General features: G+C 73.6%; 11 protein-coding genes and 1 pseudogene. 7 read left to right on the top strand and 5 right to left on the bottom strand.

What is annotated here, in order from left to right:
• Nucleotides 1-14: 14 nt before the first annotated feature.
• Complete coding sequence (locus AB0K92_RS19835; protein ID WP_365924525.1) at nucleotides 15-734, top strand: hypothetical protein; 720 nt, start codon at nucleotides 15-17, stop codon at nucleotides 732-734.
• Between the two features lie 141 nt (nucleotides 735-875).
• On the opposite strand, the gene AB0K92_RS19830 is transcribed toward AB0K92_RS19835, so the two are convergent.
• Nucleotides 876-2,999, bottom strand: coding sequence for a helix-hairpin-helix domain-containing protein (locus AB0K92_RS19830; RefSeq protein ID WP_365924523.1), 2,124 nt, complete (start codon nucleotides 2,997-2,999; stop codon nucleotides 876-878).
• On the bottom strand, nucleotides 2,996-3,979 hold the full coding sequence (locus AB0K92_RS19825; RefSeq protein WP_165996993.1) for an aldo/keto reductase: 984 nt from the start codon (nucleotides 3,977-3,979) through the stop codon (nucleotides 2,996-2,998). Before AB0K92_RS19825 ends, AB0K92_RS19830 begins: the two co-directional genes overlap by 4 nt.
• Before the next feature lie 200 nt (nucleotides 3,980-4,179).
• On the opposite strand from AB0K92_RS19825, the gene AB0K92_RS19820 reads away from it, so the two are divergent.
• Together AB0K92_RS19820 and AB0K92_RS19815 are read left to right on the top strand one after the other, a co-directional pair.
• Nucleotides 4,180-5,235 (top strand): LLM class F420-dependent oxidoreductase, encoded by a 1,056-nt coding sequence (locus tag AB0K92_RS19820; RefSeq protein ID WP_365924569.1) that lies wholly within the window; start codon nucleotides 4,180-4,182, stop codon nucleotides 5,233-5,235.
• A 221-nt stretch (nucleotides 5,236-5,456) separates the two neighbouring features.
• Nucleotides 5,457-5,859, top strand: a pseudogene (locus AB0K92_RS19815) (ferritin-like domain-containing protein); the annotation flags it as partial.
• A 27-nt stretch (nucleotides 5,860-5,886) separates the two neighbouring features.
• On the opposite strand, the gene corA reads toward AB0K92_RS19815, so the two are convergent.
• A complete protein-coding gene (gene corA, locus AB0K92_RS19810; RefSeq protein WP_365924521.1) occupies nucleotides 5,887-6,882 on the bottom strand; it encodes a magnesium/cobalt transporter CorA in 996 nt (331 codons plus the stop codon).
• Between the two features lie 62 nt (nucleotides 6,883-6,944).
• On the opposite strand from corA, the gene AB0K92_RS19805 reads away from it, so the two are divergent.
• From AB0K92_RS19805 to mshC, 4 genes are all read left to right on the top strand, one after another.
• Nucleotides 6,945-7,631 carry a histidine phosphatase family protein gene (locus AB0K92_RS19805; RefSeq protein ID WP_365924519.1) on the top strand — a complete coding sequence of 229 codons (687 nt, stop codon included), beginning with the start codon at nucleotides 6,945-6,947 and terminating at the stop codon, nucleotides 7,629-7,631.
• 99 nt (nucleotides 7,632-7,730) lie between these two features.
• Nucleotides 7,731-8,321 carry a DUF3090 domain-containing protein gene (locus AB0K92_RS19800; protein ID WP_165996987.1) on the top strand — a complete coding sequence of 197 codons (591 nt, stop codon included), beginning with the start codon at nucleotides 7,731-7,733 and terminating at the stop codon, nucleotides 8,319-8,321.
• Nucleotides 8,285-9,103: an SCO1664 family protein gene (locus AB0K92_RS19795; protein WP_365924517.1), complete on the top strand. Its 819-nt coding sequence runs from the start codon at nucleotides 8,285-8,287 to the stop codon at nucleotides 9,101-9,103. Before AB0K92_RS19800 ends, AB0K92_RS19795 begins: the two co-directional genes overlap by 37 nt.
• Nucleotides 9,104-9,210: 107 nt before the next feature.
• Complete coding sequence (gene mshC, locus AB0K92_RS19790) at nucleotides 9,211-10,440, top strand: cysteine--1-D-myo-inosityl 2-amino-2-deoxy-alpha-D-glucopyranoside ligase (protein ID WP_365924515.1); 1,230 nt, start codon at nucleotides 9,211-9,213, stop codon at nucleotides 10,438-10,440.
• 70 nt (nucleotides 10,441-10,510) lie between these two features.
• Here mshC and AB0K92_RS19785 read toward each other — a convergent pair whose 3' ends face one another.
• Nucleotides 10,511-11,437 (bottom strand): PAC2 family protein, encoded by a 927-nt coding sequence (locus tag AB0K92_RS19785; RefSeq protein ID WP_165996981.1) that lies wholly within the window; start codon nucleotides 11,435-11,437, stop codon nucleotides 10,511-10,513.
• Between the two features lie 132 nt (nucleotides 11,438-11,569).
• Nucleotides 11,570-12,121, bottom strand: a complete 552-nt coding sequence (locus tag AB0K92_RS19780) for an SMI1/KNR4 family protein (RefSeq protein WP_365924512.1) — start codon at nucleotides 12,119-12,121, stop codon at nucleotides 11,570-11,572.
• Nucleotides 12,122-12,250 lie beyond the last annotated feature (129 nt).

Here is a 12,250-nt window from a genome sequence, read left to right as displayed (position 1 = left end):
ATAGCGTCTGCAGTATGTCTGATGCTGCGCAGCCCACCGCTGCCGAGGTACGCGCCGCCGCCGAGGCGGTCAAGACCGCGCTCGACCGCCATCTCGCCGCGGTCGAACGCCGGTCGGGGGAGGACGACCCGGCCGTCTACGAGGCGTTCAACCAGCTGGCCGCGGCCGCAGAGGCGTACGACGAACTGCTCTACGACCGCTATGACGAGGTCACGCCCTTCGAGATCCCCGGAGCGGACGACTCACTGCCGCCGTACACCGGGCCCGACGAGCCGAACGCGCTCAGTGTGCTGATCCGCCGCGACTACGCGGTGGCCCACCCACAGCGGCTGATGGCGCAGGCCCGGCGGATCGTGACGGCGGACGAGGGCACGGACGCGGACGCCGCGGAGAGTGTCAACGGCGCGCTCGGCATCCTGTTCGGCGAGTTCGAACCGGACGAGATCGCCTCCCGGCACAAGGAGTTCGGGCTTGAGGAGGGCGACTCCACGATGTGGGTGACCGCCGCGGACGACCTCCCGGAGCCCGGCGAGTGGCTGTCGGCCCCGTTCGACTCCGTCGACCAGCAGCGGGTGGTGTGCCGCTTCGACGTCAGCGCGGTCTTCGACGAGGACCTGGACGACGAACCCGACTCCGAGCAGCTGGAGGCGGAACTGGAAGAGGAAGAGGAAGGGGACGACGACCTGGACCTCGACGAGGACGAGGAACTGGAGCCGCTCGACGCGGACCGCTGACCCATCCGCCCCAGGCGTCACGGCGGCCACGGGAACCCCCGTGGCCGCCGTTCCTCGTCCGACCCCCCGCTCAGCCGTCCCGCCCGGCCACCGTCTCCCGGCCGCCGTCCTACCCGGCCGCCGTACTGCTCGGCCACCGTCCTACTCGGCCGCGGGCGCCTCGGGCCGCAGCAGGTCGGGCAGCCGCGTGGTGCGCGGCTTGGACAGGCCCTCCGCGACGGCCCTCGGCAGCGCCTGCTCCACGCCCTGGACGACGGACAGATGACGCTCGGCCCGGCCGAAGGCGGTGTAGATCCAGGCCCGGGTGAGGATCCGCGCGGCGTCGCCGGGCAGCACCGCGACCACCGCGGGCCACCGGCCCCCGACCGCCTGGTGCGCGGTCAGCGCCCACCCGTGCCGTACACACTGCTCGACCCGCTCGCGCGGCACGACGACGTTCTCGTCCGCGCACGACAGCCGCAGCCCCTCGGCGTCGGCCCCGACCACCCGCCCCGGCACCGTGCGGCCGGGCGCGGGGGAGTAGGCGACCCGGTCGCCGGGGTCGAAACCGCCGAAGCGGCCGGGGCCGGGATTCAGCCGTTCTTTCAGCGCCGCGTTCAGCACCCGCGTCCCCGCGGCGCCGCCGTGTCCCGGCGTGATCACCACGGTCTCCTCCGGGGGCACCCCGATCGCCCGCGGCACCGAGTCCGCGACGAGCTGCACCGTCCGGTGCACGGCCTCGCCCGCGTCCCGCACGGGCACGATCACGATCTCCTTGCCGGGCGCCTCGACCTGGTTCAGCTCACCGATGCCGATCCCGGACACCAGCTCGCCCAGCGGTCCGGGATCCGGGCGCCGGGAGGCGATCTGCGGCACCCGCCGCGCGGCCAGCAGATCCGCGAAGACCCGGCCGGGTCCCGCCGACCACAGCACCGCCGGATCCCCGGACAGCACCAGCCGGGCCCCGTCGGGCAGCGACTCGACGAGCGAGGCGCCCGCCTCCACGTCCAGCTGGGGCGCGTCGAGCACCACCAGCAGATCCAGGTCCAGTGCCCCCTCGGCGTCCCGCCCCGGTCCCTCGGCCCCGGACAGCAGCCCCGCCACGGTGACCACCCGGTCCCGCTCCGCGGACCGCCCGCGCCCCAGCGGGCTGTGCACGGCGGCCCACGCGCGCAGCCCCAGCTCGCGCGCCGAGTCCAGCAGCTCCACGGCCTCGGCACGGGCCGCCTCACCGCCCGTGTGCAGCACCAGACCGTGCCCGGCGACCGCCCGGACCAGTTCGGCGGCGGACCCCTGGGCCGCCGCCGCGACCCGGTCCCAGTCCGCCGGCGCACCGGCCTCCTTCGGTACCGAGCCGATCAGCCGCGCGAGTCCGTCGGCCAGGCTCTCCTCCGCCAGCGCGTACCGCTCCAGCCCGACGAGGACCCGCACCGGCTCCTGGGCCCCGCCCTCCCCGGACTCCTCCCCGGACTCCTCTTCGCCGGACTCCTCCAAGCCGTCCTGGAAGGCCAGCACCTCGCCCTCCGCGAGGGCGTCCTGCACGGCCGCGTCAGGATCGGGCACGCCCCGCTGCGCCAGCGCCGCGGTCAGCGCCGGCAGCTCCAGCGCGGTGTGCCCGGCCAGCGCGGCCTGCTCCAGCAGCCAGACGGTGAGCGCGCGCAGCCGCCGCTCGTCGTCCGGGCCGCACTGCGCGCCGAGCAGCGCCCGCGCGAACCCGTCGGCCTGCTCCGGCCGCACCCCGCCGACCCTCAGCAGCAGCCACGGATCGGCCCGCAGCCGCTCCTGAGCGCCGTCCCCGAGCACGGCGACGACCTGCGGCGCCAGCGCCTGCGGCGCACCGCCCTCGGCGAGCACCCGGCCGACCCCGTCCACCACCTCGGGCGCGGGAGCGGCCGTCACCGGGGCCACCGGCTGCGTGCGCCGCACCGGCTCCGGCGCGGGCCGCCGCACCGGCTCCGGCTCGGCGAACACGGCGGCCACGGGCTTCTCGCCGCTCTCCACGGCCCGCACCGCGGCGAGCAGGTCGGCGGCCTTCCCGCTCAGCTTCGTGCCGGCTTCGATCCGCTTCTTCTCCGCCTTGCGCCGCTCGATCCGCTCCCGCTCCAGCCGCTGCGCCGCCAGCTCCGCCTCGGCCTCCGACAGCCGCGCCGCCTCGGCGCCCGCCGTCTCCGCGCCCGCCGTCTCTGCGGCGCCCGCCGTCTCCGCGCCCTCGGGGGTGCCGCCCTCCGCCTCGGCGCCCGGCGTCTCCCGCGCGGCGTCCTCGGTGGTCTCCGGCTCCGTGCTCACAGCGTGCTCCAGTCGTGATCGGGATAGCGGTGCACGGGCGCCGACACATCGTCGAGCGCCCGGCAGATCTCGTCAGGAAGACTAAGCGCCTCCACTGACAATGCCGCCGTGAGCTGCTGCGCGGTGCGCGCGCCCACGATCGGCGCGGCCACTCCGGGCCGGTCGCGCACCCACGCCAGCGCCACCTGCAACGGCGTCACCGCGAGCCCGTCCGCCGCGGTGGTGACGGCGTCCACGATCCGGCTCGCCGTGTCGTCGAGATACGGCTCGACGAACGGCGCGAGATGCTCCGAGGCCCCGCGCGAGTCCCCGGGTACCCCGTTGCGGTACTTGCCGGTCAGCACGCCCCGTCCCAGCGGTGACGAGGGCAGCAGCCCGATCCCCAGGTCGATCGCGGCGGGCAGCACCTCCCGCTCGACCCCGCGCTGCAACAGCGAGTACTCCATCTGCGTACTGGCCAGCCGGGTCCGCGTCCCGGGCGCCGCCAGCTGCCACGTCGCCGCCTTCGCCAGCTGCCACCCGCAGAAGTTGGACACCCCGGCATACCGCACCCGCCCGCTGCTCACCGCCAGGTCCACCGCGTGCAGGGTCTCCTCCAGCGGCGTCTCGGGGTCGAACGCGTGCACGTGCCACACGTCGACGTAGTCGGTCCCCAGCCGGGCCAGCGAGGCGTCCAGCGCGGCCAGCAGGTGTCCCCGCGACCCGTCGAACCGCCGGTCCGGATCCGGCACGCTCCCGGCCTTGGTCGAGATGACCAGTTCCCGCCGCGGCACCAGCCCGTCCATCAGCCGCCCGAGCAGGTACTCCGCTTCCCCGTCCCCGTACACATCCGCCGTGTCGACCAGCGTCCCGCCCGCTTCCCAGAACGTCTTCAGCAGGTCCGCGGCGTCATGCTCATCGGTGTCCCGGCCCCACGTCAGGGTGCCGAGCCCGATCCGGGACACACGCAGGCCGGTCCGGCCGAGATGCCTCTGCTCCATGACCGCCGAGATTACTGGCCAGAACCTTGCCGTGGATCGCCTGTGGACAACCGATGCCGCCCACGGCAGGACCCCGCCGCACAGCCGAACAGCCGACGGCGCGACGACCGCGACGGACACCCCTGGCGCGGCCCCGACCCGCCGCGCACCCGGTAGGGTCTGCCCCACAAGGGACGTTACTGATGAGTAAGGGGAAGGCCATGCAGCTCGGCATCAACCTCGGCTACTGGGGCGCCGGAATGGACGCGGACAACCTCGCCGTCGCCCAGGAAGCGGACCGCCTCGGCTACGCGGTCTGCTGGGCCGCCGAGGCCTACGGCTCCGACGCCGCGACCGTACTCAGCTGGGTCGCCGCCCAGACCACCCGCATCGACGTCGGCTCGGCCATCTTCCAGATCCCCGCCCGGCAGCCCGCGATGACCGCCATGACCGCCGCCACCCTCGACTCCCTCTCCGGCGGCCGCTTCCGCCTCGGCCTCGGCGTCTCCGGCCCCCAGGTCTCCGAGGGCTGGTACGGCGTCAAGTTCGACAAGCCCCTCTCCCGCACCCGCGAATACGTCGAGATCGTCCGCAAGGCCATGTCCCGCGAACGCCTCACCCACGACGGCGAGCACTGGACCCTCCCGCTCCCCGGCGGCCCCGGCAAGCCCATCAAGCTCACCGTCCACCCCCAGCGCGAGCACATCCCGCTGTACATCGCCGCGATCGGCCCCAAGAACCTCGAACAGACCGGCGAGATCGCCGACGGCGCCCTGCTGATCTTCCCCTCCGCCGACCACCTCGAGGACACCGCGATCAAGCACCTGCGCGCGGGCCGCGCGAAGGCCGGCAAGACCCTCGACGGCTTCGACGTCTGCCCCACCCTCCCGCTCGCCGTCGGCGACGACAAGGACATCGCCGCCCTCGCCGACACCTTCCGCCCGTACACCGCCCTCTACGTCGGCGGCATGGGCAGTCCCAAGCAGAACTTCTACAACCAGCTCGCCCGGCGCATGGGGTACGAGAAGGAGGCCGCCGAGATCCAGGAGAAGTACCTCTCCGGCGACAAGCAGGGCGCCGCGGCCGCCGTACCGCACGACCTGATCGACAAGACCACCCTCCTCGGCTCCGTCGACCGCATCGCCGACCGCATGAAGGCCTACGCCGAGGCGGGGGTCACGACGCTGTCGCTGGCGCCCGCGGGCTTCACCCTCGACGAGCGCATCGCCTCGCTCCGCGCCGGCACCGAGGCCCTGGAGCGCGCCGGTCTCGCGTAGCGGAATTCCCACGGCCGTGGTGGGGGCTCGGGGGTCTACCCCGCCACGGCCGTCACGCGGAACAACGCGCCGCCGCGCCCGGGGTTACGCCTCCCGCACGGCCCCGCACGGCCCCGCCCGCCTCGGGGCACGCCTTCGGCCACGCTTCCGGCGCGCCCGCGGCACAGCCCCCGCCGTCCTCCGTTCGGCGGAGTGGTCCGGCACACCTGTCGCACGCGGCCGAGCGCGACCTCGCCCCCGCAACCGTGCGGCACGGCGCCGACGAGGACAAACACGACCGGATCCGCACCGCCCTGATGAGGAAGCGGGGCCTGACCCCGGTCCCCGTCCCGCCCGAGACCGCGCGCGGTCAGGATGATCTCCGAGGACGAGGACGACCACCTCGCGTACTGCCACGAGGAACTGCTCGGCTTCGCCCGCGCCGGCCACGGCGCCGAGGGTGCCGGGGCCGGCGCCCTCGGTCCTCGGCTGGTAGGGCCAGGTCGGTCCTGCCGGCGGCCGGCCTCCACGCGGTCTCCGCGTACGAACGCCTGGCCGGCTGGCGCCGCATGCTCTCCCTGCACGACCCCGCAGCGCCGCGACGCCCTCGGCGGCCCGGCGGAGCCGGCCCCGGAGTGCGTGTGACCCGGGACCCGGCCGAGCCCCGCGCCCTCACAGCCACCCCCGCCCCTTGAACAGCCGGTAGAGGCCCACCTCCAGCACCGCCATGACCACGATCACCGCCGGATAGGACCACACCCACCGCAGCTCCGGCATGTGCTCGAAGTTCATGCCGTAGACGCCCGCGATCATCGTCGGCACCGCGGCCATGGCCGCCCACGCGGAGATCTTCCGCATGTCGTCGTTCTGCCGCACACTCATCTGCGCCAGATGCGCCGACAGCACGTCGGACACCAGCCGGTCCAGCGCCTCCACCGACTCGTTCACGCGCGTGAGGTGGTCCTGCACGTCCCGGAAGAACGGCCGCGCCCGGTCGTCGACGAACGGCACCGCCCCGCCGAACTGCCCGTTCCCGGCGAGCCGGGTGAGCGGCAGGGCCAGCGGGCCGGTGGCGCGGCGGAACTCCAGGATCTGCCGCTTGAAGCCGTAGATCCGCGAGGCGATGTGCCGCGAGCCCCCGCCCTCGGGCGAGAACACCTCCGTCTCCAGCTCCTCCAGGTCGTTCTGCAACTCCGCCGCGACCTCCAGATAGTGGTCGACGGTCGCGTCGGACACGGCGTACAGCACCGCCGTCGGCCCCTTGACCAGCAGCTCCGGCTCCTGCTCCAGCCGGCGCCGCACGGCGGCCAGCGGCGCGCCCTCGCCGTGCCGGACGGTCACCACGAAGCCCTCGCCGAGGAACACCATGAGCTCCCCGGAGGACACGGTGTCGCTCTCCGGCTCGTACACCACCGGCTTCAGCACCAGGAACAACGAGTCGTCGTACACCTCCAGCTTGGGCCGCTGGTGGGCCTTCAGCGCGTCCTCCACGGCCAGCGGATGGAGCCGGAACTCCTCGCTGACGTGGGCGAACTCCTCCTCGCTCGGCTCGTGCAGCCCGATCCACACGAACCCGCCCCCGGCCCGCGCCTGATCGAGGGCGTCGGACAGGTCCCCGGGACCCTTGACCCGGTGCCCGTCCCGGTAGACGGCACAATCGACGATCACTGAGTGCTTTCTCCCTTCACCGGCCCACCACCACACCCCGGCGTACGCCTACGCTGGGCGCCATGCCCACGCTGATCCTCGTCCGGCACGGACGTTCCACCGCCAACACCGAGGGACTGCTCGCCGGCTGGACGCCCGGCGTGCGGCTCGACGAGCGCGGCGCCGCCCAGGCCGCCGCCCTGCCCGCCCGCCTCGACGGGCTGCCGCTCGCCGAGGTCGTCACCAGCCCGCTGGAGCGCTGCCAGGAGACCGTCCGCCCGCTGCTCGACGCCCGCCCCGGCCTGACCGCGCACACCGACGAACGCATCGGCGAGTGCCACTACGGCGACTGGTCCGGCCGCAAGCTCGCCGACCTCAAGGAAGAGCCGCTGATGGACGTCGTGCAGGCGCACCCGTCGGCCGCCGCCTTCCCCGGCGGCGAGTCGATGCGCGCGATGGCCACCCGCGCCGCCGAGGCCGTACGCGAGTGGAACGCGCGCGTGGAGCGCGATCACGGGCCGGACGCGGTGTACTTGATGTGTTCGCACGGCGACATCATCAAGTCGCTCGTCGCGGACGCCCTCGGACTTCATCTCGACCTCTTCCAGCGGATCAGTGTGGAACCGTGTTCCATCACCGCGATCCGTTACACCCGGCTGCGCCCCTTTCTCCTGCGCCTCGGCGACACGGGCGACTTCGCGTCGCTGGTGCCGCGCGAGGAACCGCCGGCCGAGGAGGCGCCCGTCGGGGGTGGTGCGGGCGCACCGTGATCGTCGGCCGCAGTAGGGTGAAGCGGTCAGTCGGTCCCGAAGTCGATGCCGATCCGTCGATGCCGATCCACAAGTCCAGACGATTCCAGGAGACAGGACGTGTCCCGTCAGGTGTTCCTCTACGACCCACCGGACCGCTTCGTGGCCGGCACGGTCGGACTGCCCGGGCGCCGTACGTTCTTCCTCCAGGCCTCCGCCGGCTCCCGGGTGACCAGCGTGGCCCTGGAGAAGACACAGGTCGCGGCGCTCGCCGAGCGCATGGACGAACTCCTCGACGAGGTCGTACGGCGTAGCGGCGGCAGCGCCGCCGTGCCGGCCGTCGCCCCCGCCGAGATCACCGACACCGCCCCGCTGGACACCCCCGTCGAGGAGGAGTTCCGGGTCGGCACCATGGCCCTCGCCTGGGACGGCGAGGAGCAGCGCATGATCGTCGAGGCGCAGGCCCTCGTGGAGATCGACGCCGACTCCGACGAGGACCTGGCCGAGGCCGAGGAGCGGCTGCTCCAGGACGACGAGAACGGGCCCCCGATGCTGCGGGTCCGGCTCACCGGAGCCCAGGCCAGAGCCTTCGCCAAGCGCGCCCTCGACGTCGTCAACGCCGGCCGGCCGCCCTGCCCGCTGTGCAGCCTGCCGCTCGACCCGGAAGGACACGTATGTCCGCGCCAGAACGGATACCGCCGCGGAGCATGACGCCGGCGGACCTGCTCGCCGAGGGTGAGCTGACCGTACGCGGACAGATCCGTGACGCCTCCAACGCGGCGCTGTACTGCACGGTCACGCACGAGGGCGAGGAGACCGCCTGCGTCTACAAGCCGGTCGCCGGGGAGCGCCCGCTGTGGGACTTCCCCGACGGCACCCTCGCCGGACGCGAGGTGGCCGCCTACCTGGTCTCCGAGGCCACCGGCTGGGGCCTGGTGCCGCCGACCGTGCTGCGCGACGGCCCGTACGGCGAGGGCATGGTCCAGCTGTGGATCGAGGCCGCCCCCGGCAGCGAACTGCTGGCCCTCGTCGAGGACGAGGAGCCGGGGCCGGGCTGGAAGGCGATCGGCCTGGCCGAGGTGGGGGAGGGGCGCACCGCGCTGCTGGTGCACGCCGACGACCCCCGGCTGCGGCGGCTCGCGGTGCTCGACGCGGTGATCAACAACGCCGACCGCAAGGGCGGCCATCTGCTGCCCGCCGCGGACGGCCGGCTCTACGGCATCGACCACGGCGTCACCTTCAACGTGGAGAACAAGCTGCGCACCCTGCTGTGGGGCTGGGCCGGGCAGCCGCTCACCGAGGAGGCCGTCACGGTCCTCGGCGGGCTGCGCGAGCAGCTGAGGGAGGGCGCGACGCTCGCCGGACGCCTCACCGGTCTGATCACGCCCGCCGAGCTGGAAGCCACCCGCGCGCGGGTCGACGCCCTGCTGGCCGCCAAGGTCCACCCGGAGCCCAGCGGGGAGTGGCCGGCCATCCCCTGGCCGCCGGTGTGAGACATCCCGTCCCCGGCACATCCGCCGGGAACGCGCAAGAGCGCCTTCCCGGCCATATGGCCTGGTCCGGTTCGTATACGGAACTCCAGTCCGGTTAGGCTCAGGACATGCATGCCTGGCCCGCTTCCGAGGTCCCCGCCCTGCCTGGTCAGGGCCGCGACCTGAGGATCCACGACACCGCGACCGGCACTCTGGTCACCCTCGATCCCGGCCCCGTCGCCCGTATCTACGTCTGCGGCATCACCCCGTACGACGCGACCCACATCGGTCACGCGGCGACCTACAACGCGTTCGACCTCGTCCAGCGCGTCTGGCTGGACACCAAGCGGCAGGTCCACTACGTCCAGAACGTCACCGACGTCGACGATCCGCTGCTGGAGCGGGCGCAGCGCGACAACGTCGACTGGGTCGCGCTCGCCGAGAAGGAGACGGCGCTCTTCCGTGAGGACATGACGGCCCTGCGGATGCTGCCCCCGAAGCACTACATCGGCGCCGTCGAGGCGATACCCGGCATCGTGCCGCTGGTGGAGCGGCTGCGCGACATGGGCGCGGCCTACGAACTCGACGGCGACATCTACTTCTCCGTCGAGACCGACCCGCACTTCGGCCGGGTCTCGAACCTGGACGCCGCCGCGATGCGGCTGCTCTCCGCCGAGCGGGGCGGCGACCCGGACCGCCCCGGCAAGAAGAACCCGCTGGACCCGATGCTGTGGATGGCCGCCCGCGAGGGGGAGCCCAGCTGGGACGGCGGCTCGCTGGGCCGCGGCCGCCCCGGCTGGCACATCGAGTGCGTCGCCATCGCCCTCGACCACCTCGGCATGGGCTTCGACGTCCAGGGCGGCGGCTCCGACCTCGCCTTCCCGCACCACGAGATGGGCGCCTCGCACGCCCAGGTGCTGACCGGCGAGTTCCCCATGGCCAAGGCGTACGTCCACGCCGGCATGGTCGCCCTGCACGGCGAGAAGATGTCCAAGTCCAAGGGCAACCTGGTCTTCGTCTCCCAGCTGCGCCGCGACGGCGTCGACCCGGCCGCGATCCGGCTCGCCCTGCTCGCCCACCACTACCGGGCCGACTGGGAGTGGACCGACCAGGTGCTGCGGGACGCCGAGGAGCGGCTGGCGCGCTGGCGCTCCGCCGTCTCCCGCCCCGACGGGCCGGGCGCCGACACGCTGGTCGAGGAGATCCGCGAGGCCCTGGCCGACGATCTCGACGCGCCGGCCGCGCTGGCCGCCGTCGACCGCTGGGCCGCCCTCCAGCACGAGCGCGGCGGCGAGGACACCGGAGCGCCGGGTGTCGTCACCCGCGCCGTGGACGCGCTGCTCGGCGTCGCCCTGTAGCGGCCGGTCCGGCTCGGCTCACGGCGAAGGGCGGTGCGGAACGTGTCCGCACCGCCCTTCGCCACAGCGCTCAGTCCTCCGGCGACTCCCCGTCCTCCGTGCCCGGCTTCGGCGGCATCGGCGGGCGCGTACGGTCCCCGGGGCCGCCGTCCCGGCCGCCGTCCCGGCGCCGCAGATACCGCTCGAACTCGCGGGCGATCGCCTCGCCGGACGCCTCCGGCAGCTCCGCGGTGTCGCGGGCCTCCTCCAGCGTCTGCACGTACTCGGCGACCTCGCTGTCCTCGGCGGCCAGCTGGTCCACGCCCACCTGCCAGGCACGCGCGTCCTCGGGCAGCTCGCCCAGCGGGATCCGCACGTCGATCAGGTCCTCCAGGCGGTTGAGGAGGGCCAGCGTCGCCTTCGGGTTGGGCGGCTGCGAGACGTAGTGCGGTACGGCGGCCCACAGCGAGACCGCCGGGACGCCCGCGTGCGTGCAGGCCTCCTGGAGGACGCCGACGATGCCCGTGGGGCCCTCGTACTTGGTCTCCTCCAGATCCATGCGGCGGGCCAGGTCCGGGTCGGACGTGGTCCCGCTGATCGGCACCGGACGGGTGTGCGGGGTGTCGCCCAGCAGGGCGCCCAGGATCACCACCAGTTCCACGCCCAGCTCATGGGCGAAGCCCAGCAGCTCGTTGCAGAACGAGCGCCAGCGCATGGACGGTTCGATGCCGCGCACCAGCACCAGGTCACGCGGCTTGTCGCCGCCGACGCGGACCACCGACAGCCGGGTCGTCGGCCAGGTGATCTTGCGGACGCCGCCGTCCATGAACACCGTGGGGCGGTTCACCTGGAAGTCGTAGTAGTCCTCGGCGTCCAGCGCCGCGAAGACCTCGCCCTTCCATTCCCGCTCCAGGTGCGCGACCGCGGTGGAGGCGGCGTCGCCGGCATCGTTCCAGCCCTCGAACGCGGCCACCATGACCGGGTCGATCAGCTCGGGAACCCCCTCGAGCTCGATCACCCAGTGCCTCCTTCCGACGTGCCCTCGCTTGACGTCCCAACCTTACGGCGTGCGGCGAGGGCGCCCGCAGCCCCCTTGCACGGGGGAGTGAACGGATCACTGCCCCGAAGGTCCCCCCGGAACACCCCGCGGTCAGGGAGCGGCGGCGTCGAACCACTCCTTGCCCGCCGCCCAGTGCGCGACCCAGCCGGCGAAGCCGGGGGCGCCGGTGGTGTGACCGAACCCGGCGCCGAAGGGCAGGGCGCCCACGTCGGTGATCTGCCATATGTGCCCGCGGTGCGGGCCGGTGACGATCAGATGCCAGTCCATGGCACATCCGTCGGTGCCCAGCACGACCGAGCCGTGCCGGAAGACGGCGTCGAGGTCCGGCTCGTCGTCGTCCTCCTCCCACAGCCAGGCCTCGGTGAGCGGGAAGGGCTTGCTCAGGTCGCGGTCGGCGGGGCCGTGCTGCGACCCTTGCGGAAGCTCGCCGAGTGCCAGCAGGCCGAACTCCGGCGGCCCTTGGTACGAGCCGTCGGTGATCTCCGCGACGAAGGTGCGGTAGGGCTCGGGCAGCACGATCGCGTGCTCCGCCTCGAAGGCGCGCACCTTCTCCCAGCCGAGGGCGGACGCCCCGCCGTCGTCGACGCCGAAGGCCGCGCGCAGCGCCGCGAGTTCCCCCGGATCCGCGTGTTCCGTGTTCATGCCGTCCATCGAAGCACGCGGCACTGACAACGCCGGTCGCCCGGGCGCCCGCGGCCACCCCCGCGCACCGGGGCATGCGAAAGGGGCGGCTCCGTCGGTGCGGAGGCCGCCCCTTCGCGTGCCGGCCCC

It is taken from the genome of Streptomyces sp. NPDC052687, from assembly GCF_040678395.1.
In the GTDB taxonomy this organism is placed as follows: Bacteria; Actinomycetota; Actinomycetes; order Streptomycetales; family Streptomycetaceae; genus Streptomyces.
This window is presented reverse-complemented; position numbering and strand designations above follow the sequence as displayed.